The organism is Bradyrhizobium sp. Mp27, from assembly GCF_029953005.1.
Lineage (GTDB): Bacteria > Pseudomonadota > Alphaproteobacteria > Rhizobiales > Xanthobacteraceae > Bradyrhizobium > Bradyrhizobium barranii.
In genome coordinates, this window is sequence record NZ_JASAUS010000001.1 from 132,349 (window position 1) to 157,437 (window position 25,089).

General features: G+C 65.5%; 21 protein-coding genes and 1 pseudogene. 2 read left to right on the forward strand and 20 right to left on the reverse strand.

Features of this window, described 5'->3' with window-relative positions:
* Nucleotides 1–49 precede the first annotated feature (49 nt).
* Nucleotides 50–337, forward strand: a complete 288-nt coding sequence (locus QJT78_RS00570) for a YciI family protein (RefSeq protein ID WP_028148434.1) — start codon at nucleotides 50–52, stop codon at nucleotides 335–337.
* A 5-nt stretch (nucleotides 338–342) separates the two neighbouring features.
* On the opposite strand, the gene QJT78_RS00575 is transcribed toward QJT78_RS00570, so the two are convergent.
* The 14 genes and pseudogenes from QJT78_RS00575 to hydA form a co-directional block, all read right to left on the reverse strand.
* Nucleotides 343–1,320 carry a dipeptide ABC transporter ATP-binding protein gene (locus QJT78_RS00575; RefSeq protein WP_038941763.1) on the reverse strand — a complete coding sequence of 326 codons (978 nt, stop codon included), beginning with the start codon at nucleotides 1,318–1,320 and terminating at the stop codon, nucleotides 343–345.
* On the reverse strand, nucleotides 1,317–2,306 hold the full coding sequence (locus QJT78_RS00580; protein ID WP_028148435.1) for an ABC transporter ATP-binding protein: 990 nt from the start codon (nucleotides 2,304–2,306) through the stop codon (nucleotides 1,317–1,319). Before QJT78_RS00580 ends, QJT78_RS00575 begins: the two co-directional genes overlap by 4 nt.
* A 19-nt stretch (nucleotides 2,307–2,325) precedes the next feature.
* On the reverse strand, nucleotides 2,326–3,249 hold the full coding sequence (locus QJT78_RS00585; protein ID WP_028148436.1) for an ABC transporter permease: 924 nt from the start codon (nucleotides 3,247–3,249) through the stop codon (nucleotides 2,326–2,328).
* Nucleotides 3,246–4,187, reverse strand: coding sequence for an ABC transporter permease (locus QJT78_RS00590; protein WP_028148437.1), 942 nt, complete (start codon nucleotides 4,185–4,187; stop codon nucleotides 3,246–3,248). The genes QJT78_RS00585 and QJT78_RS00590 overlap by 4 nt, the downstream gene beginning before the upstream one ends.
* Nucleotides 4,188–4,204: 17 nt before the next feature.
* On the reverse strand, nucleotides 4,205–5,032 hold the full coding sequence (locus tag QJT78_RS53095; protein WP_335337526.1) for an ABC transporter substrate-binding protein: 828 nt from the start codon (nucleotides 5,030–5,032) through the stop codon (nucleotides 4,205–4,207).
* Nucleotides 4,972–5,805 (reverse strand): annotated as a pseudogene (locus QJT78_RS53100) (ABC transporter substrate-binding protein); the annotation flags it as partial. The gene QJT78_RS53095 and the pseudogene QJT78_RS53100, both read right to left, overlap by 61 nt.
* Nucleotides 5,806–5,946: 141 nt before the next feature.
* Nucleotides 5,947–7,617: an ABC transporter ATP-binding protein gene (locus QJT78_RS00600; protein WP_038941764.1), complete on the reverse strand. Its 1,671-nt coding sequence runs from the start codon at nucleotides 7,615–7,617 to the stop codon at nucleotides 5,947–5,949.
* Nucleotides 7,614–8,462, reverse strand: coding sequence for an ABC transporter permease (locus QJT78_RS00605; RefSeq protein ID WP_008131147.1), 849 nt, complete (start codon nucleotides 8,460–8,462; stop codon nucleotides 7,614–7,616). The genes QJT78_RS00600 and QJT78_RS00605 overlap by 4 nt, the downstream gene beginning before the upstream one ends.
* Nucleotides 8,459–9,493, reverse strand: coding sequence for an ABC transporter permease (locus QJT78_RS00610; protein ID WP_028148439.1), 1,035 nt, complete (start codon nucleotides 9,491–9,493; stop codon nucleotides 8,459–8,461). The genes QJT78_RS00605 and QJT78_RS00610 overlap by 4 nt, the downstream gene beginning before the upstream one ends.
* A 28-nt stretch (nucleotides 9,494–9,521) precedes the next feature.
* Complete coding sequence (locus QJT78_RS00615) at nucleotides 9,522–11,141, reverse strand: ABC transporter substrate-binding protein (protein WP_028148440.1); 1,620 nt, start codon at nucleotides 11,139–11,141, stop codon at nucleotides 9,522–9,524.
* Between the two features lie 107 nt (nucleotides 11,142–11,248).
* Nucleotides 11,249–12,685 (reverse strand): NAD(P)/FAD-dependent oxidoreductase, encoded by a 1,437-nt coding sequence (locus QJT78_RS00620; protein ID WP_038941767.1) that lies wholly within the window; start codon nucleotides 12,683–12,685, stop codon nucleotides 11,249–11,251.
* The gene (locus QJT78_RS00625) at nucleotides 12,682–13,431 is read right to left on the reverse strand and encodes an SDR family oxidoreductase (protein WP_038941769.1); all 750 of its coding nucleotides are present in this window, start codon (nucleotides 13,429–13,431) and stop codon (nucleotides 12,682–12,684) included. The genes QJT78_RS00620 and QJT78_RS00625 overlap by 4 nt, the downstream gene beginning before the upstream one ends.
* A gap of 1 nt (nucleotide 13,432) precedes the next feature.
* Nucleotides 13,433–14,407: an NAD(P)-dependent oxidoreductase gene (locus QJT78_RS00630; RefSeq protein WP_028148441.1), complete on the reverse strand. Its 975-nt coding sequence runs from the start codon at nucleotides 14,405–14,407 to the stop codon at nucleotides 13,433–13,435.
* A gap of 16 nt (nucleotides 14,408–14,423) precedes the next feature.
* Nucleotides 14,424–15,893: a dihydropyrimidinase gene (gene hydA / locus QJT78_RS00635; RefSeq protein ID WP_028148442.1), complete on the reverse strand. Its 1,470-nt coding sequence runs from the start codon at nucleotides 15,891–15,893 to the stop codon at nucleotides 14,424–14,426.
* A gap of 56 nt (nucleotides 15,894–15,949) precedes the next feature.
* Between hydA and QJT78_RS00640 the strand changes: the two genes are divergently transcribed.
* On the forward strand, nucleotides 15,950–16,612 hold the full coding sequence (locus tag QJT78_RS00640; protein WP_028148443.1) for an aspartate/glutamate racemase family protein: 663 nt from the start codon (nucleotides 15,950–15,952) through the stop codon (nucleotides 16,610–16,612).
* Here the strand turns inward: QJT78_RS00640 and QJT78_RS00645 are convergent.
* The 6 genes from QJT78_RS00645 to QJT78_RS00670 form a co-directional block, all read right to left on the reverse strand.
* Nucleotides 16,609–17,277: a flavin reductase family protein gene (locus QJT78_RS00645; RefSeq protein ID WP_038952530.1), complete on the reverse strand. Its 669-nt coding sequence runs from the start codon at nucleotides 17,275–17,277 to the stop codon at nucleotides 16,609–16,611. The genes QJT78_RS00640 and QJT78_RS00645 overlap by 4 nt on opposite strands.
* Nucleotides 17,278–17,282: 5 nt before the next feature.
* Nucleotides 17,283–18,215, reverse strand: coding sequence for an N-carbamoyl-D-amino-acid hydrolase (locus QJT78_RS00650; protein ID WP_028148445.1), 933 nt, complete (start codon nucleotides 18,213–18,215; stop codon nucleotides 17,283–17,285).
* 106 nt (nucleotides 18,216–18,321) lie between these two features.
* Nucleotides 18,322–20,004, reverse strand: coding sequence for a long-chain-fatty-acid--CoA ligase (locus QJT78_RS00655; protein WP_028148446.1), 1,683 nt, complete (start codon nucleotides 20,002–20,004; stop codon nucleotides 18,322–18,324).
* Nucleotides 20,001–21,296, reverse strand: coding sequence for an aminotransferase class III-fold pyridoxal phosphate-dependent enzyme (locus QJT78_RS00660; RefSeq protein WP_028148447.1), 1,296 nt, complete (start codon nucleotides 21,294–21,296; stop codon nucleotides 20,001–20,003). Before QJT78_RS00660 ends, QJT78_RS00655 begins: the two co-directional genes overlap by 4 nt.
* A gap of 10 nt (nucleotides 21,297–21,306) precedes the next feature.
* Entirely contained in the window at nucleotides 21,307–22,887 is a 1,581-nt protein-coding gene (locus QJT78_RS00665) for a hydantoinase B/oxoprolinase family protein (RefSeq protein ID WP_028148448.1), read from the reverse strand.
* Nucleotides 22,884–24,893 (reverse strand): hydantoinase/oxoprolinase family protein, encoded by a 2,010-nt coding sequence (locus QJT78_RS00670; protein ID WP_038941772.1) that lies wholly within the window; start codon nucleotides 24,891–24,893, stop codon nucleotides 22,884–22,886. Before QJT78_RS00670 ends, QJT78_RS00665 begins: the two co-directional genes overlap by 4 nt.
* Nucleotides 24,894–25,089: the final 196 nt, after the last annotated feature.

Consider the following 25,089-nt stretch of genomic DNA (forward strand, 5'->3'; position numbering starts at 1 on the left):
GCCGTCCCAAGAAACGTCCCAAGAAAATGGACACGTCAACGGAGACATCATGCTGTTCGCCATTCACGCCATCGACCGCACCGGCGCGCTGCCGACCCGGCTCGCCAACTACGACGCCCACAAGGCGTTCCTGAGCGACACGTCGCGCTTCGGCGTCAAGATCGTGATGTCGGGGCCGCTGGTCTCCGACGACGGCGCGACCATGATCGGCAGCCTGTTCCTGATCGAGGCGCCCGGCCGGACCGAGGTCGAAGCCTTCAACCATGCCGATCCCTTTGCCGCAGCCGGCATCTGGGAGAAGGTCACAATCACGGGCTTCCTGCGCCGCCAGGGCTGAAGGGCCTACGGCGCCTCTTCGAGGTGACAGGCCACCCATTGCTCGGGGCCGGTCGAACGCAGCGTCGGCTCCTCCGTCCGGCAGCGGTCGAAGACGTATGGGCAACGGGTGTGGAAGCGGCACCCGCTTGGCGGGTTGATCGGGCTCGGCACGTCCCCCTTGAGGATGATCGGATTGCGCTGGGCGCCGGGCTCGGGCAGCGGGACCGCGGAGAGCAATGCCTTGGTATAGGGATGCCTTGGCGCGGCAAAGATCTCGCGGCGCGGCGCCACCTCGACGATCTTGCCGAGATACATCACCGCGACGCGGTGGGTCATGTGCTCGACGATGGCGAGGTCATGGCTGATGAACAGCAGCGCCAGGCCGAACTCGCGCTGAAGGTCCTGCAAGAGATTGACGATCTGCGCCTTGACCGAGACGTCGAGCGCGGAGACCGCCTCGTCGCAGACGATCAGCTCGGGCTCGGCTGCGAGCGCCCGCGCGATACCGATGCGCTGGCGCTGGCCGCCGGAGAATTCGTGCGGCCTGCGGTTGAGCGCCTCGCGCGGTAGCCGCACGGTGTCCATCAGCGCCGTCACGCGGGTTTCGAGATCGGTGGCGGACTTGGCGAGGCCGAAATTGCGGATCGGCTCGGCCAGGATGTCGCGCACGCGCATGCGCGGATTGAGGCTCGAGAACGGATCCTGGAACACCACCTGCACGCGGCGGCGCAGCTGGCGCATCGTGCTTGGATGGGCGTCGTCGATGCGCTGACCGTCGAGGATCACCTGGCCCGCGGTGATGTCGAACAGCCGCAGGATGGCGCGGCCGACCGTCGACTTGCCGCAGCCGGACTCGCCGACCAGCGACAGCGTCTCGCCCTTCGCGATTTCGAACGAGACACCGTCGACGGCATAGACATATTCGGACTTGCGGCCGAACAGGCCCTTTTTGACCGGAAAATGCTTCTTGAGGTCGTTGACCTGGAGCAGCGGAGGGCTCATGCCGCGATGGCCCCCTTGGCGGCGTAGTGGCAGGCGGCGACATGGCGAGGCGCCTTCTCTTCAAGTCCAGGCGCATATTGGCGGCAAAGATCGGTCGCGAGCGCGCAGCGGCCGGCGAAGACGCAGCCAATGATGGGCTTGCGCAGATCAGGCACCTGCCCCGGGATTTCAGCCAGACGCCGCGCGGTGCCTGTTAGCGAGGAGCCGAGCCGCGGCACGGCGCCGAGCAGGCCCTGCGTATAGGGATGGCGCGGCGAGCGGAACAGCTCCGCAACGGGCGCCTCCTCGACCTTGCGGCCGGCATACATCACCATGACGCGCTCGGCGATCTCGGCGACGACGCCGAGATCGTGGGTGATCAGGATGATCGCCGCACCGACCCGGCGCTTGAGATCAAGCATCAGCTTCAGGATCTGCGCCTGGATGGTCACGTCGAGCGCGGTGGTCGGCTCGTCCGCGATCAGGAGCTTTGGATTGCAGGCCAAGGCGATCGCGATCATCACGCGCTGGCGCATGCCGCCGGAAAGCTGATGCGGATATTCGCGCACGCGCCGCTTCGGCTCGGGAATGCCAACCAGCGTCAGCATCTCGATCGCATGCGCCTCGGCCGCCTGCTTGTCGAGACCCTGATGGATCATCAGCGTCTCGCGGATCTGGCGCCCGACCGTCAGAACCGGGTTGAGGCTCGTCATCGGCTCCTGAAAGATCATCGAGATGTCGTTGCCGCGGATCGCGCGCATCTCGCGATCGGACAGCTGCAGCAGGTCCCTGCCCGCGAAGCGGACGGCACCCGCGATCCTGCCCGGCGGCTCCGGAATCAGCCGCATCAGCGACATCGAGGTCACCGACTTGCCGCAGCCGGATTCGCCGACGATGGCGAGCGTCTCGCCTTCGTTGACATGAAAGGACACGCCGTCGACCGCGCGGTTGATGCCGCCGGGCGTGCGAAAGTGGGTCTGGAGGTTCTCGACTTCGAGCAAGGCCATCGCGATCAACCCCTCGACATCACAGGCTCTTGGCCATGCGCGGATCGAGCGCATCGCGAAGGCCGTCGCCGAGCAGGTTCACCGCGAGCACGGTGACGGAGAGGAACGCCGCCGGGAAGAACACGATGTAGGGCTTGACCTGCCACAGCGCGCGCCCTTCGGCCATGATGTTGCCCCAGGACGGAATGGTGGGCGGCGTGCCCGCCCCGATGAAGGACAGGATCGCCTCGGTGATCATGGCGCCGGCGCAGATGTAAGTCGCCTGGACCAGCATCGGCGCCAGCGTGTTGGGCAGGATGTGGCGCAGGATGATCATCGGCGTGCGCGTGCCGCAGGCGACCGCGGCGTCCACATAGGGCTGCTCGCGCAGCGACAGCACCACACTACGGACAAGACGGGAAACCCGCGGGATCTCGGCGATGGTGATGGCCAGGATGACGTTGCCGACGCTGCCGCGCGTCAGCGCCATCAGCGCGATCGCGAGCAGGATCGGCGGGATCGACATCAGGCCGTCCATGAAGCGCATCAAGATGCCGTCGGCCCAGCGGACGAAACCGGAGACCATGCCGATGGCGAGACCCGCCACGGAGGCGAAGATCGCAACTGACAGGCCGACCGTGAGCGAGACCCGCGCACCGAATAGCACGCGCGAATAGATGTCGCGGCCAAGCACATCGGTGCCGAACCAGTAGAGTGCCGACGGAGCCCGCGTGCGCTTGGCGGGCGCGAGCGCAGTCGGGTCGACTGTCCAGAGGTACGGCGCGAAGATCGCGATGAAGACGAGTGCCAGCAGCAGTGCGCCGCCGATCGCGACGGTCGGATGGCCGCGCAAGAATCCCAGGAAACCGCGCCGGATCGTGACCGGCCGCAGGATTTCAGGCAGTTGCGGAGCAAGAACGAAGCCGGCCGGCAGCGCTTGCGGATTGACGGTCGTGTCGGTCAATAGCGGATCCTCGGGTCAACGAGCGTATAGACGACGTCGATCATCAGATTGACGAGGACGTAGACGAAACTGAACAGAAGCACGATGCCCTGGATGACGGGATAGTCGCGGCGCAGGATCGCGTCGATCGTGAGCCGGCCGAGGCCGGGAATCGCGAACACGCTTTCTGTGACGACCGCCCCGCCGATCAGGAGCGCGATGCCGATCCCGATCACGGTCACGATCGGGACCGCGGCATTCTTCAGCGCGTGAACGAAGAGGATGCCGCCCTGCCCGAGGCCCTTGGCGCGCGCGGTGCGGATATAGTCCTGCTGCAAGACTTCAAGCATCGTGGCGCGCGTGATCCGCGCGATCAGCGCGATGTAGACGCAGCCCAGCGCGATCGACGGCAGGATCAGGTTTTGCAGCCACGGCCAGAAGCCCTCCGTGAGCGGCGTGTAGCCCTGCACGGGAAGCCATTCGAGCTCCAGCGCGAAGATGTAGGCAAGGACATAGCCGACGACGAACACGGGCAGCGAGAAGCCGAACACGGCGAACGCCATGATGGCGCGGTCGATGAAGCTGCCGGCCTTCCATGCCGCCACCACGCCGAGCGGCACGGCGACCACGATGGTGAGCAGCAACGTGACGGTCATCAGCGACAGCGTCGGTCCGAGACGCTGTCCGATCATCGCGGAGACCGGAAGGTTGGTGAAGATCGAGGTGCCGAGATCGCCGTGCAGGATGCGCCAGACCCAGCTTCCGAACTGGATCAGGAAGGGACGGTCGAGGCCGAGGCCCTGGCGAATGCGCTCCACATCCTCCGGGCTCGCCTGGTCGCCCGCGATCACCACGGCGGGATCACCCGGCGCGATGTAGAGCAGGCTGAACACGAACAGCGCGACGATTGCCATCACCGGCAAGGTCGAGACGATGCGACGGAGGATGTAAGAGAGCATCTGGCTTCAGCGTACCATCATGCGGATTTCGATACGTTCCAGAAGAACGGCAGCGGCCCCTTGGTGATGCCGGAGACGTTCTTGCGCCATGCCGTGTAGGTCAGGAAGAAGCCGGTCGGCGCGTAGACGACATCCTCGAGCGCCGCCTTGTTGACCTGCCCGATCGCGGCCTTCTCCTCCTCGAGATTCTTGGCGTCGAACCAGGCCGTGATCTCCTTCTCGGTGTTCGGGCTGTTGGGCCAGCCGAACCAGGCCTTGTCGCCATTGGCGCGGATGGCGGTGTAGGCGGCCGGATTGATGCAATCGGCGCCGGCGTGCCAGCTGTGGAACATATTCCAGCCGCCCTGCCCCGGAGGTGTCTTCATCGCGCGGCGCGCGCCCACCGTGCCCCAATCGGTCGCGACGAAATCGACGTTCATGCCGAGCTTCTTGAGCAGATCCGCGGTGACGTCGCCCTGCGCCTTCGTGATCGACTGGTCCTGCGCGACCACGCATGTGACCGGCTGGCCGGAATAGCCGCTCTCGGCGAGCAGCTTCTTGGCCGCATCGAAATCGCGCTTTCCTTTCAGGATCTCGCCGCCCAACTCGGTGTAGAGCGGTGTGTCCGGCGTAAAAAAGCCCGGCAGCGGCTTCCACAACGTATCGTCGTCGCCGACCAGCGCACGCATATAGTCTTCCTGGCTCAACGCCATCAGCACCGCGCGCCGCGCCTTCACATTGTTGAAGGGGGGTGCAGATGGTTCATGCGGAAGGAGCCAATATTGCCGAGGGGATCGCCGATATCGACGCTGATGTTCTTGTTCTTCTTCAGCACGGGTACGAGATCGGAGATCGGGTTCTCCCACCAGTCGACCTCACCGTTCTGCAAGGCGGCCGCAGCGGTGGCCGGATCCGGCATCACCAGCCACTCGACGCGATCGACCAGGATGTTCTTGCCGCCGGCAAGCCACGACGCCTTCTCCTGGCGCGGCACGTAATCGGTGAACTTCTCGAACACCGACTTGGCGCCGGGCACCCATTCGCTCTTGGCGAACTTCATCGGACCCGAGCCGACATATTCGGTGATCTGCTTGAACGGATCGGTCTTCGCGATGCGCTCGGGCATGATGAAGGAGCACGGCGCGTTGTTCTTGGCCAGCGCGTACAGCATTTTCGGGAAAGGCTGCTTCAGGACCCATTTGAAGGTGCGGTCGTCGACCGCAGTCAATTCCTGCTGGATAGAGAGGATCATCAGACCCATTGGATCGCGCGCGGCCCAGCGCGACAGGCTCGCGACGACGTCCTTGCTCAGCACCGGCTCGCCGTCATGGAACTTGAGACCCGGGCGCAGCTTGAAGGTCCAGGTCTTGCCGTCGTCGGTGGTCTCCTCGGACTCGACCATCTGACGCTGCGGCTGGAGCTTGGCATCGACGCCGTAAAGCGTGTCCCAGACCAGCGCCGCCGCGTTGCGCACGACATATTGCGTGCCCCAGATGGGATCGAAATTGGCGAGGTTGGCTTGCGGCACGAAGCGCAGGGTGCGCGCAGAGGCGCCTTGTGCGATCGCCGGGGCCGAGAGGCCGGTCAATGCCAGACCGCCCGCGCCGGCCAGTCCCTTCAATACGGTCCTGCGATCCATGAAATCCTCCCAGTAGTGCCGTGATGCCGGCCATCGTTGGCCAAAGGCAGGTGAAACCAGAACCCATTGGCGTGCAAATGGTATGCCACTAACCGGGCCTTCGCCAGCGGCATCTCGTCGGGATTTCGACCGGGTCAGGCGTCAAAGCGCGGCCGCCAGTGCCGGCCCGGTCTCGATATGCGGAATCGCCTCGACCAGCTTGCGCGTGTAGTCGGTCTTGGGATTGTCGAACAGCGCCCGGCTCTCCCCCTGCTCCACGATGCCGCCATTGCGCAGCACGATGGTGCGGTCGCAGAGCATGCGCACGACATTGAGATCGTGGCTGACGAACAGCAGCGCAATGTCGTTCTCGCGCCTGAGACGGTCGAGCAATTGCAGCACCACCGCCTGCACCGAGACGTCGAGCGCGGCGGTCGGCTCGTCCAACACCAGCAGCCGCGGCCGGCAGGCAATGGCGCGGGCAATGCCGACGCGGGCTTTCTGGCCGCCGGAGAGTTGGTGCGGAAAGCGCGGCAGCAGATCGAGCGGCAAGCCCACCCGCTCCGCGCATTCCTCCACCCGCTTGCGCAACGTATCGCCGGCACGCATGCCGTCGAGCCGCATCAGGGGATGGGCGATGCAGTCGAACGCCGCGAAGCGCGGGTTGAGGCTCTCGTTCGGGTCCTGGAAGACCATCTGGATGTCTTTGCGCAAGGGCGAACGGTGAAAGTCGCGCGACGCGACATGGCCGATCGACTGCCCGTCGAACACGATATCGCCTTCGCTCGGGTCGATCAGGCGGCAGATCATCCGTGACGTCGTGCTCTTGCCGGAGCCGGACTCGCCGACCAGCCCGACGCTCTCGCCGCCGGCCATCGTCATCGAGAAATCCGCGACCGCAGCGGAGCCCTGGTCAAAACGCTTGGCGAGCTTGCGCACCTCGAGGAGTGGCGGCGTCCCGTGCGGAATCTCCTGCCTTGGCTTGCTGACGATCGTCGCGTGCCGCTCCCGCTCCTCCTCCGTCACGAGATCCTCGATCCGCGACGTCGCGGTCGGCGATGCCGCCACCAGTCGGCGGGTATAGGCGTGTTGCGGTGCGCTGAAGAGCTTTTTGGGGCTCGCTTCCTCGACGATGCGGCCGCGCTCCATCACGGCGATGCGGCGGCAATAGCGCGCCGCGAGACCGAGATCGTGCGTGATCAGGATCGTCGCCATGCCGCGCGCGGCGGCAATGTCTGCGAGCAGATCCATTACCACCTTCTGGGTCGTGACGTCGAGGCCGGTGGTCGGCTCGTCGGCGATCAGCAGCGCGGGATTGCAGGAGATCGCGATCGCGATCATGACGCGCTGGCACATGCCGCCGGAGAGCTCGTGCGGATAGGCGTTCATCCGCGTCTCGGGGTCGCGGATCTGGACCGCGCGCAGCAGCTCGAGCGCCTCGGCGCGCGCGGCGTCCTTCGATATCTTCTTGTGCGTGAGGATCGCGTCCGCGATCTGCAAGCCGATCGCGCGGATCGGGTTGAGCGCCGCCCGCGGATTCTGGAAGATCATCGACATCGCGGCGCCCTGGAGCTGACGGAGATCATCGCCCCTGAGTTTTGTGACGTCCTGCCCGCGAAACAGGATCTTGCCGCCGGTGACGCGCCCGGCCGCATCGAGCAGCCGCGTGGTCGCGAAGCCGGTGACCGACTTGCCCGAGCCGCTCTCGCCGACGAGGCCGAGCATCTCGCCTTTGGCGACCGTGAGGGTCACGCCGCGCACGGCCTCGACCATGCCGCGCCGCGTCGAGAACGAGACGTGGAGGTCGTTGATCCCGAGCAGCTCCACGCTCATGTGCGCATCCGCGGGTCGAGAATGTCCCGCATCCCGTCACCGAGGAGATTGAAGCACAGCACGGCCATCATCAGCGCAAGACCCGGAAAGGCCACCAGCCACCACCGCCCGGTCGAGATGAAGCGCGCCCCCTCCGCGACCATGATGCCCCATTCCGGCGTCGGCGGCTTGACGCCGAGGCCGATGAAGGACAGTCCGGCCGCGTTGAGAATGGCCCAGCCGAGATTGAGCGAGATCTGGACCGCCATCGCCGGCAGGATATTCGGCAGCAGGAAGCGCAGCACCACCGAGAAATGGCTCTCGCCGCAGGCACGCGCGGCCTCCACCCAGCCGACATTGCGGCGGACGTTGACCTCGGCGCGCGCGAAGCGGATGTAGAACGGAAGATTGATGATCGCGGTCGCGATCACGATGTTCTCGATCCGGTTACCCAGGGCGGCAACCATCGCCATCGCCAGCACGAACAGCGGAAAGGCCATCATCACATCGACGAAGCGGCCGACGCCGCGATCGAGCTTGCCCCCGGCATAGCCGCAGAACGCGCCGACGACGGCGCCGATCACGAAGGAGATGCCGACCGCGGAAACCGCAATGGCAAGATCGAGGCGCGCAGCGATGATGAGGCGGCTGAACACATCGCGTCCGAGCTGGTCGGTGCCGGCGAGATGCGCCGCGCTCGGCGGCAAAAGCGCCTCCGAGACATTGGAGACCACGGGATCATAGGGCACGATCCACGGCCCGAAGATCGCAATCAGGACGAACAGCGCAACGCCGGCCGCGGCAACGGCCGTGAGCGGATTGCCGCGCAGAATCCAGACCGAATGGCGAAGAGTTGCGCTGGTCATTCGATCGACACCCTGGGATCGGCAATGCCGTAGCAGATGTCGACCACGAGATTGACCAGCACGAACAGGCTGGCCATCAGCAGCACGAAACCCTGCACCGGCGCATAGTCGGAGGATAAGAGCGCATCGAGCGCGTAGGAAGCGACGCCCGGCCAGGAGAACACTTTCTCCACCAGGACATTGGCGCCCAGCATGGTCGAGAACACGATGCCGGCGATGGTGATGACGGGCAGGATCGCGTTCCGCAGCGCATAAGTGACGACCACCTTGTGCCAGGACAATCCGACCGAGCGCGCAGTGCGCACGAAATCGCTGCCGAGCGAGACCAGCATCGAGGCCCGCGTGATCCGCGCCAGCGGCGCGATCACGAACAGGGCCATGCTCACCGCCGGCAGGATCAACTGCTTGCAGGCCGCCCACCAGCCCTCGATATCTCCAGCGAGCAGGAAATCGATCGACAGGAACCCGGTCCGCTGCGGCGGCAGCGAGGTGAAGACATCGATCCGCCCGGTCGGATCAGGCGCGAGCCCGAGCAGGTAGTAGAAGACATAGATCAGCAGCAGGCCCGAGACGAAGGTCGGCACGCAGACGCCGAGCGCGCAGAACAGCCGCACGCCGTGATCGACGATCGAGCCGGGCTTCAGGGCCGCGACCACGCCAAGCGGCACCGCCGCGATCAGCGCGATCAGGAGCGCCGTGAAGGTGAGCTCCAGCGAGGCCGGCAGCCGCTCGCGCAGGTCCTTCAGCACCGGCTGTCCCGTCATCATGGAGCGGCCGAGATTGCCGTGGCCGATGTCGGACAGATAGAACACGAGCTGCTCAGGCACCGACCTGTCGAGCCCCATCTGCTTGCGGATCTGCTCGATCTCCTCCTTGCCGGCATTGGGCCCCGAGGCGAAGAACACCGCGGGGTCACCGGGCAGCACGCGCATCAGGAGAAAGGTGAAGACCAGCACACCGAACAGCGCCGGCAGCGACGACAGAAGTCGCCTGCCCGCCCGCACGATGGTTGCACCAAGACCGGTCGTCACCTCTGAGAGCTCCTCTCGTTGTCCGATGTCACTTGCGGCTGACGTCGCGATAGTCGACTTGGCGGTGGAACTCATAGGTGTAGCCTTCGACCGACGACGCCATCACCGCATCCTGGTTCGGCTGCCACAGCATGATCTGCGGCATCAGATCGACATGCATCGCGTTGAGCTTGCGGCCGGCGTCCTCATACTTCGCCTTGTCCGGCTCGAAACGTGCCTCCTGCGCGATTGCGGCAAGATCCGGGTTGTTGATCGAGCTGTAATTCCAGCGCTGATTGCCGGTGTAGAAGTTGCGGTAGAAGTAATCGGTCGACGGCAGCCAGGCTACGATGCCCTCGGTGTAGAAGGGAAGCTTCTTCTCGTTGATCTGCGTCGACATCTGTGCATCCGGCAGCTTCTGAATGTCGACCTTGATCCCGATCTTGCCGAGCGATTCCTTCACCAGCGCGGCCATCGGCTCCGCGGTCGAGGACTGGCCGACGTTGAAGCTGAAGGTGGTCGAGAAACCCTCGGGGAGCCCAGCCGCTTTGAGATATTCCCTGGCCTTGTCGAGGTCGAGCTTCACCGGCTGCTGGAACGGATAGATGCCGTTCAGCGGCTTGCCGTCCGGCCAGCTCGCGCCGAACAGCGGCGCGCCGCGGCCGAACAGAGCGGCCTTGAACATGTCGTCATAGGGCAGCGCGTAAGCGATGGCGCGGCGGACATTGACGTTGTCGAATGGCGGCATCTGGTTGTTCATCGAGACATAGGTGATCGCATTGTACTGCGGGGTCGAGACCACCTTGAGCTTGCCCTTGGCCTCGAGCGACTGCACGTCGCTGGCCTGGAGATCGACGACGAGGTCGGCATCGCCGCGCTCGACGAGGTTGGCGCGGGTGGCCGGCTCCGGCACCGACTGAATGATCACACGCTTGAAGAATGCGGGCTTGTTGGCCGAACCGCGATCCCAGGTCTCGTCGCGCTTGAGCAAGACCTGCTCACCCGGCTTGAAAGTCTCGACCACATAGGCGCCGCTACCGGCGGTGTGCTCCTTCAACCAAGCGGTCGCCCAGGGATCATCCGCGGTCGCGTGCTCCTTTGCGACCTTCGAATTGATGATCATGGGATAGACGGTCGCCAAATTCGGCAGCGCGAGCTTGTCGGGCTTCGGTAGCGTCACCTCAATGGTGAGGGGATCGATCACCTTGAACTGGTCCGCCGACGTCAATGATCCCGTCAGGAGCTGGGCCTTGCCGAGGATCGGCGCGGTGACGCAGCGATCGAGCGACCATTTCACGTCTTCCGCCGTGACAGGCGAGCCATCCTGGAACTTGGCGTCCTTGCGCAGGCGGAAGGTCAGCTTCAGCCCATCGGGGCTGACGTCGTAGGATTCAGCGAGCTCGCCGGTGATCGTGTCGAGGTCGAACACCCATTTGCCGTTGAGCTGCTTGCGGCCGAACGCCACCAGCCGATCATAGGTGCTCATGCTCAGCGCGAAGGATTCGCGCGTCGACCCGGGGATGTTGGGATCGAGCGTGTTGACCGCTGATCCCGTGACATAGCGCAACGTCTCCGCCCTGGTCTGTGCCTGCGACGGCGCGGTGGCAATGAGCAACAGCGCGGTGGTGGCGAGGACTGAGGCCGCGGGCCTGAAAGACACAAAACGCATTCGTTTTCCCCAAAATTTCGGCAAGAACGCCAGCAAGGCAGGTCAAGAAAGAAGCAAGTTGCGCGCCAATCCCGCAGAGGCGCTTCGGCGCGGCGGTGCATGGATGATCATCGCGATTCCTCCATTGTTCGCGCGGGCCGCGCAACCACGGCCTGCGGCACGTCGTAGGCGCTGAGCGAAGCCCAGTGGCGTTCAACATCGGCGCGAAACAGGCCGTGCGTCAGGCCATTGACCAGCTTGGGAATGGCCGTCGTCATCGCATTGATCGACGATCCCGACGGACCAAAACTCATGGTGGAGGCGATGGCGAAGAGATGGATGTCGGAGATCCACGGCGTCTCGCCCGGCACGCGCTCGGTGAAGGCGTAATCGTCGGCAAGATAGGGAAAGCGGCCGAGCCGCGCGTTGTGCTCGCTCGAAGGCGGCTGATAGCGATCGGCCCAGGTCGCGATATTGCCGGCAAAGCGGCGCAGCTCGCCGCGGCCGGCAAAGTTCATGTCGATGCCGGTGCCGCAAATGACGAGATCCGCGGTGATGGCCCCGCGTGGCGTGTGCAATTCGACACCGCCATCGGTCTGCCTGGTGCCCTCAACTGGCGCGCCCTCGTGCAGTGTGAAATTGGCATGACGAGCGCAGCGGTCGTAGGTCGGCTGCGGAAAGCCTTCGCGCATCTCGAGGATCTTGCGCATGAAGCGCCAGCGCCAGGCATCGTCGAGATCGCTGAGATGGCGCAGGAAGCCGCGAAAGGTGAGCCAGCGATAGGGCTGGATCACCTGGATCTGCGCACGGCGGCAGAGCAGATGCACTTCGGCGGCACCCGCTTCCAATGCAGTCGCCGCATTGTCAAAGGCGGACGCGCCGGCGCCGATCACCGCGACGCGCTTGCCGCGGAGGCTTGCGAAGTCGATGTCATCGGCAACGGTTGCGACCGAGCTCTCCGGCAGATCGCGCAGCGGCTCGGGGATCATCCAGTCGCCCATGCCCTCCTGCCCCGTCGCCAGCACGATCTTGCGGGCATAGAGCGTCTCGACGCCATCGGCGCGTCTCACGCGCGCGGCGAGCAGACCGTCTGACGCAGGCGCGATCTCCAGAAGCTCGCAGCCATTGCGCACCGGCAGTCCGATCGTGCGCCGCAACCACAGCAGATACTCCGCCCAATGCTCCCTCAGGATCAGGTACAGTGTCTGCCAGCTCTCCTTGCCGAAACGGGCCTCGTGCCAGGACTGATAGGTCAGGCTCGGAATATCGAGGTCAGGTCCCGTATAGTCCTTTGGGCTGCGCAGCGTCGGCATGCGGGCATAGGTGAGCCACGGGCCCTCCTTCCCTTCCTCTGCCTTGTCGAGCAGCAGGATGTTGCTGACGCGCGAGCGCATCAGGCCGAATCCGATCGCGATACCGGACTGGCCGGCGCCGATGATCAGCACGTCGAGCGCGGGCTTGCCGTCCGGTCCGATCTTCGGTTCGAGCCATGCGGCGCCGGGATGCGCGATCCTGGCGAGATCGGCGCGAACGCCCGCTTCGAGCTCTGTCAGCGCGTCGCTCATGCCGCCAGCCAGCCTCCGTCGACCACCATCACGGTGCCGGTCGTGAACGAGGACGCATCGCTGGCAAGATGCAGCGCGGTCTGTGCGATCTCGTCGGCCTGGCCGAACCGCTTCATGGCGTGGCGATTGCGGGAGGCTTCGCGCACCTCCTCCGAATTGGCGTGACGGGCGAAGCTGCGGCGCAGCATCGGAGTATCGATCGCGCCGGGTGCAATCGCGTTGACGCGAATGCCGTCGGTCGCGAAATCCACCGCCATGGTGCGCGTCAGGCTGACGATCGCGCCCTTGGCGGCGATATAGGCGCTATTGCCCTTGCCGCCGGCGATGGCGAGCTGCGACGCCAGCGTAATGATCGAGCCGCCCTTCTGCCGCTGCATCTGCGGTATAGCAGCTCGCGCCCACAGCCAGGTGCCGCCGACATTGGCGCGGAACACCGCGTCCCAGTCTTCCAGGCTCGTCGTCAGCACCGTGCCGCCGCAGGAGAAGCCTGCCGCGGTCATGAGGATATCGAGACGGCCGTACCGTGCCACGGCGGCGCCGACGACAGCCTCGGCGAAACCGGCATCGCCGACGTCGCCGACATGCGTCGTTGCCTCACCCACAACGCTCAAAGTCTCCTGAAGGCCGGCGGCATCGCGATCGACCAAAGCAAGCTGCGCGCCTTCCTCTGCAAACAGCTTTGCACTGGCGCGGCCAATGCCCGAAGCTGCTCCCGTGATGATGGCCGTGCGCCCCTGCAGCCGCATCTCAGATCCACTCCTTGTGCTGGGTCAACCAGGCGCTCATCGCCGCGGCGGACTCGGCACAGCCAAACCGTGCGCGCCAGCCGAATTCGTCCGCCATCCGGTTCACCGCGAGCGGCGCGCGAGCCGGCCCGTGCAGCTTTATGGCGGTCTTTTCTCCGGGTGCCGCGAGCCGGCACTCCAGGCCGGGATGCAACGCCGCGAACGCCTCGCCCCATTGCAATGCGGGCCACGCTCCGCCGTTCGAAATGTTGTACAGCCGGTGACGAGGGCGCTCGGCTTCGACCAGAATCGCGACCGCTTCGGCAGCGTCCGGCGCGTAGGTCCAGTCTCGCATACCCGGCCCCGGCATGATCGCCGGCTCACCGCGAGCGAATGCGGCCAGGATCTGATACTGGAGGCTCGGTGTATCGCGCACTGAACCGGGTCGCTCCCACGGCCCGAACACCGCAGTCAACCGCACGCTCAGGAAATCGCCGCCAAAGAGCTCGGCATGGCGGGCGACGGACCGCTCCGAGGTGAACTTGCTGATGGCGTAGAACGAGACGGGATCACAGGGCGTTTCCTCGTCCAGAATCTCGACCCGCGCACCCGCGGCGCCATAGGCCGACGCCGACGACAGATTGACGACACGGCGCACACCATGACGGATCGCCGCGAGCAGGATGGGGATTTGCGCCATCACGTTGATCTCGAGGACGCGCGCGGTCGACGCTCGCTCGAGTTCATCGCCGGCCGTCACCGCGGCGCCCAGCACGATCGCATCGCAGCCCGCGGCAATGAGAGCGTCGATGGCGTCTGCGTCGGAGATATCGCCCTGCACGGCGTTGAGCCGTGCGCCGTAGTCAGCAAGCGATCGCCGCGCGGATGGCGGCAACTCTGCGCGGTCATACAGCGTGACGTCATGCCCGCGCGCGAGCAGCACCTCGGCAAGATTGAGGCCGACAAAGCCGGTGCCGCCGAAGATGACGATCTTCATCGCGCGCGATCCGCCGTCACAGCAGCTTCGCCCCGAAATTCCGCTCGGGATCCATGTCGGCGACGAGCCGCCCCGTCGGCTTTGCCGCCTCGCCGCCGCTGCGCGCCAGGAATTTTCCGCTGCCGGCAGTCGCGAGACACTTGTTGCCATCGACGATGACGCGGCCGCGAGAGAGCACCGACACCGGCCAGCCCTTCAGCTTGCGGCCCGCGAACGGCGTGTAGCCGGCGAGATCGTGCATCATCTCGTCCGCGATCGTCGTCTCACGATTGGGGTCCCAGATCGCGATATCGGCATCGGCGCCGACCGCGATCGAGCCCTTGCGCGGATGCAGATTGTAGATTTTTGCCGGCGCGGTCGAAGTCAATTCCACGAACTTTTCCAGGCCGAGCCGGCCCTTCGACACCATCGCGTCGAACAGCAGCGGCAGCCGCAGCTCCAGCCCCGGCAGTCCGTTCGCAACCTGCTTGAAGTTCGGATTGGGTCCGGCGCGCAGCTTGCCGGTCTCGTCGTAGCGATAGGGCGCATGATCCGACGAGATGGTCTGGAGATCGCCGAGCGACAGCGCCTGCCACAGCGCTTCCTGGTCGGAATGCGTGCGCGGCGGCGGGCTGCACATCCACTTGGCGCCCTCGGTGCCCGGCTTGTCGAGATCGTTTGCCGTGAGGAACAGATATTGCGGACAGGTCTCGGCGAAGACCTTCAACCCCTGCCCGCGCGAATCGCGGATGACTTTCGCGCCTTCGGCCGTGGACACATGGAAGATCATGATGGGCTGGTCGATCAGCGCCGCCATGCCGATCAGTCGCGTAAAGGCTTCCGCCTCCGACACGCGGGCATGACTGACGGCGTGATATTTCGGCATCGTGTAGCCGCGCGCAAGCAGGCGCTTCACCATCCAGGCGATGATGCCGTGATTTTCGGCATGGGCGCACAACATCGCGCCGGACTGGCGCGCGGCCAAGAGAATGTCGAGCAGCGGCTCGTCGTCGACCTTGAGCCGGTCATAGGTCATGAAGATCTTGATCGAGCCATGGCCCTGCTTCACCAGCGCCGGAATGTGCTCCTCGACCGTCTCCTTGGTCGCGTCGGCAATGATCATGTGGAAGGCGTAGTCGATCACGGCGCCCTTCTTGGCCAGCGCGTGATAATCCTCGACCACCTGCGGCAGCTTCATGCCGACATGCTGGGCGGCGAACGGGATTACCGTGGTGGTGCCGCCGAAAGCGGCAGAGACGGTCGCGCTCTCGAAGGTGTCGGCATTCATGATGCCGGCCGCGGACAGCTGCTCGATATGCGCGTGGCTGTCGACGCCGCCGGGCAGCACCAGCTTGCCGCGCGCATCGATCTCGCGTTTCGCCGCCGGAAGCCCGCGGCCGATCGCTGCGATGGTCTCACCGGAGATCGCGACATCGGCCTCGAACACATCGGTCGTGGTGGCGACGCGGCCGCCGCGGATGATCAGGTCGTATGTGGGTTCAGTCATGAGGCACTCCATGATATGCCTGAGCTACGTGATCGCCATTTCAAGGGAAGCCCAACATGCCCCGGCCGCGCATTCTCGTCATCAATCCGAATTCCAACCCTGCGGTCACGCAAGGGCTGGAGGACGCCTTGAAGCCGCTCGGTTTCGAGGGTGGGCCGGAACTGGTCTGCCAGTCGCTGGCCGAGGGTCCGTTCGGCATCGAAAGCCAGGCCGATGTCGATGGCGTTGCCATGCCGCTGCGAAAACTGGTCGAGGGCGACAACAGCTCGGCCGCGTTTGTCATCGCCTGCTACAGCGATCCCGGGCTTCAGGTCTGCCGCGAGGGCACCAACCGGCCGGTGTTCGGCATCGCCGAGTGCGGCGTGCTGACGGCACTGGCGCGTGCCGAGACCTTCGGCGTCATCGCGATTGCCCAGCGCTCGATCCCGCGCCACATGCGCTATCTCAGGCAGATGGGCCTGACCGAGCGCCTCGCAGGCGAACGGCCGCTCAACATGAGCGTTGCCGAAACCGCCTCGGGCGAAGGAACGCTGGCGAAGATGATCGATGTCGGCCGCGCGCTGCGTGACGAGGACGGCGCCCGCGCCATCGTGATGGGCTGCGCCGGCATGGCGCGCCATCGCCGTCCGCTGGAAGACGCGCTTGGCATTGCCGTGATCGACCCGACACAGGCGGCCGTCACCATGGCACTGGGTACGGTGCAGTTCTCGGCTCACTAGGCGTCCTTCAGCTCTTTGGCGTCCTGCCGCGCGAGCCATTGCGCGTGGCTCTCGCGCGTCAAGGAAAACGTATCCCGCTGCGTGGTGTAGAGATTGCCGAACATGCGGCCGATCGGCCGGTAAGCATCGAGATCGACATACATGTTGGCCTCGTCGACGAGGCCCTCCCGGGCATGAACCCTGAGCACCTCACCGACCAGCAGTTCGCGATCGGGCGAGAAATTCAGCACGACGTGACGGCGGCATTCGAGAGCAAATGGTGCAGCCGCAAGGCGCGGCACCTTCACGTCAACTGAGGGAAACGTCGCAAGCCCGGTCGCCGCGACCTCGCTGTCGCCAGAGGGAAAATCGACCGCGCAATCATTCATCGTGGCAGACAGCGCCTCGTCCACCATGTGAACCACGAACTCGCCGTCACGATGGATGTTGCGGGTCGTATCCTTCGGGCTGTGATCCGGCTTGTGCTGGAGCCCGAGCACGATCAGCGCCGGGCTTTCGGAGAAGACATTGAAGAAGCTGAAGGGCGCGGCGTTCACCGCTCCGTTCGCGTCCAGCGTCGTTACCAGCGCAATCGGCCGCGGCACGACCACGCCGCAAAGCAGCTTGTAGCGGTCGCGCGGATCGAGCTCGCGCAAGGAAATGCCGGATGTGCCCTTGTCCGCCATCGGCGTCACTTCTCCGGCGGCGGCACCGCGCCGGTCTGACTGGTGATCAGGCCGTAATGCTCGATGCGGCGGTGCTGGGCAAAATTGAAGATCGTGGTCTTGCCGAACGTCGTGGCGTCGAGGTCGCAGGCATGAACCAGGACCTCGTCGCCCTCCGTCTTGGCCTCGGCGACGATCTCGCCATCGGGATCGACGATCAGGCTGCCGCCGAACAGCGGATGGCCGTCCTCGACACCCGCCTTGGCCACCGCGACGACCCAGGTCGCGTTCTGATAGGCGCCGGCCTGCACCGAGAGACGGTTGTGGAACAGCCGCTTCTCGACGCCCTCCTCGCTCTTCTCCGCATTCACCGACGGCGTGTTGTAGCCGATCAGCACCATCTCGACGCCCTGCAGGCCCATGACGCGATAGGTCTCGGGCCAGCGCCGGTCGTTGCAGATGGCCATGCCGATGATGCCACCCAGCTCGCGCCAGACATTGAAGCCGAGATCGCCCGGCTCGAAATAGCGCTTCTCCAGATGCTGGTGCGACCGCTTGGTGTCGTAGTCCACATGGCCCGGCAGATGGACCTTGCGATATTTGCCGACGATCTTGCCGGACTTGTCGGTCAGGATCGCGGTGTTGAAGTGGTGGCCATCAGGCGTCAGCTCGGCATAGCCGAAATTCATCGCCATCTGATGCTGCGCCGCACGCTCGAACAGCGGCTTGGTCGCCGCATTCGGCATCTCGCGCTCGAACCAGATGTCGGCCTCCGCCCGGTCCTCCGAATACCAGCGCGGGAAGAACGTCGTCAGCGCCAGTTCCGGATAGACGATCAGGTCGGCGCCTTTTGCTTTCGCCTCGTCCATCAGCGCGATCATGCGCCTGACCACGGCCTCGCGGCTGTCGGCCTTCTGGATCGGGCCCATCTGGGCGGCGGCAACAGTGACGATACGCATCAGCGAGTTCCTGATTTCCTGGTGAGGCTGGGGATCATAGCTTGAGGGGCGTGCCGGCGCGCGCAGCATAACGCGGTCTTGCGCCGTTTTTCCAGCCAAGCAGCTTTCATGCCGTCCGCCCCCATTCGGCATCCTGCAAGAGCCGCCAGTTGATCTTGTTGCTGGCGGTGCGCGGCAGCTCATCGACGAAGACGACGGCGCGCGGCGCCTTATAGCTGGCCATCGCGCTGCGAGCCCAACCGACGATGTCGTCCGCAGACGTCGTCGGGCGCGCGGCTTCATCGAGAACCACCAGCGCCTTGACGGTCTCGCCGCGGTAGTCGTCGGGGGTCGAGACGATGCAGCATTCGCGAATGGCGCGGTTCTGGTACATCGCGGCTTCCACTTCGGCCGGCCACACCTTGAAGCCGCTGACATTGATCATTCGCTTCAGGCGGTCGACCGCGAAGAAATAGCCTTGGGCGTCGCGATAGCCGAGATCGCCCGTGCGCAGGAACCGCTTGCCGGACAGTTCGGTGAAGGACTCAGCGTCGGCCTGCGGCCTGTTCCAGTAGCCTTGCAGCACCTGCGGCCCGTGCACGACGATCTCGCCGGTGACATTGTCGTCGAGCTCGATCAGGGTCTCGGGATCGACGACCCTCGCATCGGTCTCGTGCACGGCAATGCCGAGACACTGGCGCTTCGGCGCAGCCATCGGATTGAGATGGGTCGGCGACATCGTCTCGGTCATGCCGTAGCCCTCGACGAAATCGAGGCCGAAGCGGCCTTTGAGCCGTTCGGCCACCGCGGTGGGCATCGCCGCGCCGCCGCCGGTCAGCACCTTGAGTTTTGCAAAGCACCGGTCTCGGAACCGGGCGCTTGCGAGCACGTCCACGATCATGGTCGGCGCCGCGTTCCAGAACGTGACGCCGTAGGTCTCGAACAGATCCGGCAGCAGATCCTTGTCCCAGCGCGCCATCAACAGCAGCGTGGCGCCTGTCACCACAGCGGCATTCATCGAGCCCTGCATGCCCGCGACGTGGAACAGCGGCATGAAGCCGGTCATCACGTCGCTGCCGTCGAGTCCATACCAGCGTGCCTGCAGGACGGCCGTGAACAGCGCGCTGCGATGCGTATGCATGCAGGCCTTGGGCTTGCCTGTCGTCCCCGACGTGTAGGGCAGGATCATGAGATCGTCCGGCCCCGTGGTCATCGGATCAGGTTGCAAGCCTTTCGTGATCGCAGATGACCAGGAATGCCAACCCGGCGACGGCGGCACCTCCGACGGCGCTTCAGTCACGCAGGACGGCAACGTGTAGGGCGTCGCGTCCGGGATCTCGTCGCGATACTGCGCGACGATCGTATGCGTGATAGCTTCGCCCGCCAGCGGCGTAAATATGTCGTTGAGCTCGCTTCCGATGATCGCGACCTTGGCGCCGCTGTCTTCGGAGAGGTACGCGATCTCAGCCGTCTTGTTCATGGGATTGATGGGCACGATCACGGCGTCCGCCCGCATCACCGCGTAGTAGGCGATGACATATTGCGGCGAGTTCTGCAGCGCGATCATGACGCGATCGCCGCGCTTCACGCCGCAAGCGTTCTGCAGGAAGCCGGCCAAGGCATCGACCCGCGCGCGTAGCTCGGCATAGCTCAGGCTTGCACCATAAAACACCGTCGCCGGATGCGATGGGCGATCCAGCGCGGCCTGAACAAGCGCGTCGTACAGCGCCCCCTCCGGCATCGCGAGATGCCAGGGCTCGTCCGCCGGCCAGGCCGGCGAGCGATGAGGTGTTGCGGGGTCTGCGCTCACCCGTGCTCCTCGTCTGCGATGTCGAGGCCGTGATCGAGCGCATCCAGAAGCAATTCGGCCTCATGCTCGGAGATGACCAGCGGCGGCGCCAGGAACAGCGAGGTCTGCTCGCCGCTGGTGCCGATCACCGCGCCGGCTTCCAGCGCCCGCTCCGCCACGCGCGAGGCGATCGGCACTTCCGTGGTGTCGGCATGCCAGGAGCGCCAATCCGGACCGTGCAGCTCCACCGTCCAGTGCAGCCCCTGCCCCGCCACGCGCTGCACGCTCGGATGCTTCTGCGCGATCGCGAGCAGGCGCCGGATGAACAGCTTTTCCAGGCTCGCTACGCGCTCCAGGATTTTTTCTTCGCTGACGACCTTCAGGTACGCGCTGACGGCGGCCATGCTGATGGGATGGCCGCGCAGCGTGCCGTAATTCTGCCAGCTCGTGCCCTTGAGCCGCTCGACGATGTCTTTCGACACCACGACGGCAGCAACGGCTGCGGCACCGCCGCCGAGCGATTTCCCCAGCGTCACGATATCGGGCCGGCTTTCAGCGCCCTGGAACGCGAACCAGCGTCCTGCGCGGCCTGCGCCGGTGACGACCTCGTCCGCGATCCAGTACGAGCCAGCCTGCCGCGCGCAGCGGGCTACCTCGTCCTGATAGGCACCGTCGTAATAGATGCCGCCCTGGGTGTAGTCGATGATCGTCGCGGCCGTGTCCGAGAGCAGCCGCGTGGCATCGGCCAGATATTCGCTGGGCGGCGTATTGTTGGCCGGCGCGCCATAGATGGCGCCATCGGGCGCCGGGAGAATCCGCACCGGTGCCATCGGCGCCGGCAGCTTCGAGCCGCCTGCGTGCACCGCGAGGCCGCCATGCCACTGCGGCTGCACCGTCATGCTGCGCGACAGGCCGGTGATGCCATGATAGGCGCGCTCGCGCGTCGCCAGCGCCGGTCGCTGCGTCAGCGCCTGGCAGAGCGACAGCGCCATGTCGTTGGCCTCGCTGCCGCTGATGCAGAAGCGCACCGCGCCGACCCAGTCGTCTTCGCCCTTGAATGCGGTGACCATCAGATCGTCGGCCGCCTGCTCGCGGCCAACCCAGGTCCAGCCTTCGTTCACGACGGGCGTATCGGCCGCGCGGCGGATCGCCTCCACCATCGCGGGATGGCGATGGCCGAGTCCGCCGCCGGTGTTGCTGCCGTCGATCAACTTGCGGCCGTCCGACAGGTGAAAATAGACGCCCTCGCCGCCGACGACGGCCATCGGCGCGGCTTCGCCTGCATTCAACCCGGTTCGCAACAATCTGCTCATCGCAATCCCCTCACTCTGCGGACACGGCGCCATAGCCGCCGCCGCCGCACATCTCGATCGTGACGAGATCGTCTTGCTGCAACACCAGGTTCGACTTGCCGTCGATCGCGACGTTTTCGCCCTTCCGCACCAGCGAGATGCGGCAGGCCTTGCCGGCTTCGCCGCCCTGTATGCCCCAAGGTGCAATCACCATGCGCTCGATGCAGGTGGTCAGGTGCATCGAGGGTGCCAGGATGCGATAGGTGCGAACGGAGCCGTCACCGCCGCGATGCGCGCCCGCGCCGCCGGACTGCCGGCGAATGGCCTGCTGCTCGAGGCGGATTGCGTAGCTTGCCTCGATCACCTCGACCGGCGTGTTCGACGTGTTGGACAGATGCACGCGCGTCGCCGACATGCCGGCCCGATCATGCCGCGCGCCCTCACCACCGCCGTGAACCTCGTAGAGCATCTTCCACGAGCCGTTCTGCCGCGGCTCGGCAAAAAACAGCACGCCCGCCGTGGTCGCCCCGCCCGCCGACAGACGCTCAGGGATGGTGTCCTGCATCGCGCGAAAAATCGCATCGACGATGCGCATGGACGTTTCGTGGTTGCCGGCGGCAACGGACGCCATCCAGCCCGGCTCCAGGATCGAGCCCGGGCGCGTGACGATGGTCAAAGGCCGCAGCGCACCCGCATTCTGATGCATGTCGCGTCCGCTCATGATGCGCGCGGCATAGGCGACCGCCGAGCGCGCCATGAACGGCGTCGTGTTGCAGAAGTTGGAGACGCGATCGCAGCTTCCGGAAAGGTCGAAGGTCGCCTCGTCGCCGCGAATGGTGATTTTCACATGGATGCGCGCAGGTGCATTGTTGACGCTGCCGTCGTCGAGAAAGTCCTCGCCCTCGTAGACGCCGTCCGGCAGGTCGCGGAGCGCCTCCCGCATCTCGATTTCGGAGAGATCGTGCAGGCGCGACTGCGTCGCCGTGAACACCGCCTTGCCGTGCTCGCGGCAAAGCTCGACGATGCGCTTCTCGCCGGCCTTGGTCGCCGCGATCTGCGCGAGCAGATCGCCCTCGCAGGACTCAGGATCGCGGACGTTGGCCTTGAGCAGTTGCACGATCGGCGTGTTGACGCCGGCTGACGTGGCGATCAGCACCGGCGGAATCCGCATCGCCTCCTGGAACGTGTCGATCGCCTTGGCAAAATAGCTGCCGGGCCAGGTGCCGCCGATGTCGGGCCAGTGCGCGAGGCTCACCGCGAACGCCACGATCTCGCCGTCGACAAAGACGGGACGCACGACCTTGACGTCGTTGAGGTGATTGCCGCCGAGCGCGCCGACATTGTAGATCAGCACGTCGCCGTCATTCAGGGTCTCGACCGGCACGACCTTCAGGAGTTCCGGGATCGTGTAGGCCATCGCGCCGAGATGGATCGGGATGTCGCGGCCCTGCCCGACCAGGCCGCCGCGGCCATCCGTGATTGCTGATGAGAGATCGCCGGCCTCGCGCAGCAGCGGCGAGCGCGCCGAGCGCGTCATCACCAGGCTCATTTCCTCGGCCGCGGCCGAGAGCCCGTGCCTGATAACCTCGACGACGAACGGATCGAGCTTCATGCTGCCCTCCGCGTCAGGAAGAGGTTCCCGGCGGCATCGGGTTTAGCTTGCCAACCCGGCGGGACCACGACCGTTGACCATGCGTCCTCGATGATCGCGGGGCCGCTGATGACATCGGTCAATTTGGCGCGATCGATGATCGCGGTCGGGATATTGTGGAGGCCGTCGAATGAGCAGGCCCGCCTGCCTGACGACACCGCCCTCACCGCAGTCGCTGGCCGGCTCACCACGGTCGTCGACGGGCGCCGCGCCTGCACGCGCACGGATTCGATGACGCAGGGCTCGCTCGTCGCATAGCCGAACAGCTCGTGATGTCGCGTCAAAAAGTCCTTCTTCAGTCTGGTCACGTCGAGCGGCAACGTAAACGGCACCGGAATGGCATCATTCTGCGCCGCGTAGCGCATCAGCGCCACGAGCTCGACCTGAATCTCCGCCACGGCGACACCGTTGGCGATAAGCGGCGCCGAAGCATCGTCCATCAACGTCCCGATCCGCTCCGACACCCGCGCGAGATCGATGCCGTCGAGGGCGGCACGTAGCGTCTGCTGCTGGAGGAAGCTGAAATCGGCGGTGAGACAGCCAAGCGCCGAGAACGCGCTCGAGGCGCTGGGCACGACAACCTCGGCGATTCCGTAGAGATCGGCAAGGCCTGCGGCATGCATCGGGCCGCCACCGCCGAAGGCGAGCAGCGTGCAGTCGCGGCCGTCGATGCCGCGCTCGACCGTGACGCGGCGAAGCGCACGAGCCATCGTCGCGTTGGCGACCTTGATGATGCCGAGCGCGGTTTCGGTCAGGCTCAGCCCCAGGGCGCGCGCGATCGGGTTGATGACGCGTTCCGCGGCCTTGATGTCGATGCCGATGCGGTCGCCAAGCTTGGTCTCGGGATTGAGATAGCCGAGCACGGCATTGGCGTCGGTGATGGTCGGCTCAAGGCCGCCGCGGCCATAGCAGGCCGGCCCGGGCTCGGAGCCGGCGCTCTCCGGCCCGACCGTCAGGCCGCCGGGACCATTTCGTACGATCGATCCGCCGCCGGCCCCGATGGAATGGACCGCAAGCATCGGCTGACGCAGCGGCTTGTCGCCGAGCATGCGGCCATCGGTCATCTCGGCCTGACCGTCGACGATCAGGCAGACGTCCGTCGTGGTGCCGCCCATGTCGAAGGTGAGCATGCGCGATGTGCCGAGCTGGCGCGCGATGCTGACCGATGCGGAGACGCCGGCCGCCGGCCCCGACATCGCCATCACCAGCGGCCGCCGCTTCACGGCCGAGATCGGGACCATGGCTCCGGCCGAATGAAACACCTGCAAGCCGGCGCCGATCGGCAACCGCTGCTCCAGCTCGCTGAGATATTCCACCGCGATCGGCATCGCGGCCGCGTTGAACACGGTCGCCGACGTCCGTTCGTATTCGCGCGCCTCGGGATTGACCTCATGCGACAGCGAGACGTGGGCGACGACGCCCTTGAGCCGTTCGCCGAGCATCTTTTCGTGGACGGGATTGGCATAGGCGTGAAGCAGTGCGACCGCGACGCTCTGCACGCCAGTCTGCTTCAGCCAAGCCACAAGGCGCTCGATCTCGGTCTCATCCAGCGCCTTCAGCACCCTGCCCTCGTGATCGAGGCGCTCGGCGAGCCCAAAACATCGTTCGGGCGGCACCAGCGGCGGCGATTTCGGCGGAATGTCGAGACGACAGAGATCGCGGCGGCGATAGCGCGCGATCTCCAGCACATCGGCGAACCCTTCGGTCGCGACCAGCGCGACCTTCGGCAGCCGGTTCTCGACGATGGCGTTGGTGACGCGCGTGGTGCCGTGGACGAAGCGCTTGACCTCGCTCTTGCGCAGCCCCACCGCCTCGATCGCCTCCAGCATCGCCTGAACCGGCGCGTCGGGGCGCGACGGCACCTTTGCGATACGCGCCTCCGCGGAGTCACGCCTGATGGCGATGATGTCGGTGAAGGTGCCGCCGATATCGGTGCCGACTTCCCAGTGATTTTCGGAGGAGCTCATGTGCGGGGTCAGTTACGGATGACGTCCGAACCGGACGCCGGGTGCTTGCCGTCCATCGCAGCGTCCAATGCCAAACCGAGAGCGCTCATCATCATCCCCTGTCATGCCACCGCCTGCGAGCGTGCGACAGAGCGATGGGCTCGGGATAGGGCCAGAGTTGTCGCAAACCACTAGACCAGCGCATGGACCGGCATCA

Excerpts from the sequence above, each read along its gene's own strand:
- QJT78_RS00625 (WP_038941769.1), bottom strand. The coding sequence starts at position 13,431 with ATGCGGCTGCAGGGGCGCACGGCCATCATCACGGGAGCAGCTTCGGGC.
- QJT78_RS00580 (WP_028148435.1), bottom strand. The coding sequence starts at position 2,306 with ATGGCCTTGCTCGAAGTCGAGAACCTCCAGACCCACTTTCGCACGCCC.
- QJT78_RS00575 (WP_038941763.1), bottom strand. The coding sequence starts at position 1,320 with ATGAGCCCTCCGCTGCTCCAGGTCAACGACCTCAAGAAGCATTTTCCG.
- QJT78_RS00570 (WP_028148434.1), top strand. The coding sequence starts at position 50 with ATGCTGTTCGCCATTCACGCCATCGACCGCACCGGCGCGCTGCCGACC.
- QJT78_RS00590 (WP_028148437.1), bottom strand. The coding sequence starts at position 4,187 with ATGCTCTCTTACATCCTCCGTCGCATCGTCTCGACCTTGCCGGTGATG.
- QJT78_RS00670 (WP_038941772.1), bottom strand. The coding sequence starts at position 24,893 with ATGAGCTCCTCCGAAAATCACTGGGAAGTCGGCACCGATATCGGCGGC.
- QJT78_RS00630 (WP_028148441.1), bottom strand. The coding sequence starts at position 14,407 with ATGAAGATCGTCATCTTCGGCGGCACCGGCTTTGTCGGCCTCAATCTT.
- QJT78_RS00660 (WP_028148447.1), bottom strand. The coding sequence starts at position 21,296 with ATGAGCAGATTGTTGCGAACCGGGTTGAATGCAGGCGAAGCCGCGCCG.
- QJT78_RS00650 (WP_028148445.1), bottom strand. The coding sequence starts at position 18,215 with ATGCGTATCGTCACTGTTGCCGCCGCCCAGATGGGCCCGATCCAGAAG.
- QJT78_RS00640 (WP_028148443.1), top strand. The coding sequence starts at position 15,950 with ATGCCCCGGCCGCGCATTCTCGTCATCAATCCGAATTCCAACCCTGCG.
- QJT78_RS00600 (WP_038941764.1), bottom strand. The coding sequence starts at position 7,617 with ATGAGCGTGGAGCTGCTCGGGATCAACGACCTCCACGTCTCGTTCTCG.
- QJT78_RS00605 (WP_008131147.1), bottom strand. The coding sequence starts at position 8,462 with ATGACCAGCGCAACTCTTCGCCATTCGGTCTGGATTCTGCGCGGCAAT.
- QJT78_RS00615 (WP_028148440.1), bottom strand. The coding sequence starts at position 11,141 with ATGCGTTTTGTGTCTTTCAGGCCCGCGGCCTCAGTCCTCGCCACCACC.
- QJT78_RS00645 (WP_038952530.1), bottom strand. The coding sequence starts at position 17,277 with ATGGCGGACAAGGGCACATCCGGCATTTCCTTGCGCGAGCTCGATCCG.
- QJT78_RS00620 (WP_038941767.1), bottom strand. The coding sequence starts at position 12,685 with ATGAGCGACGCGCTGACAGAGCTCGAAGCGGGCGTTCGCGCCGATCTC.
- hydA (WP_028148442.1), bottom strand. The coding sequence starts at position 15,893 with ATGACTGAACCCACATACGACCTGATCATCCGCGGCGGCCGCGTCGCC.
- QJT78_RS00665 (WP_028148448.1), bottom strand. The coding sequence starts at position 22,887 with ATGAAGCTCGATCCGTTCGTCGTCGAGGTTATCAGGCACGGGCTCTCG.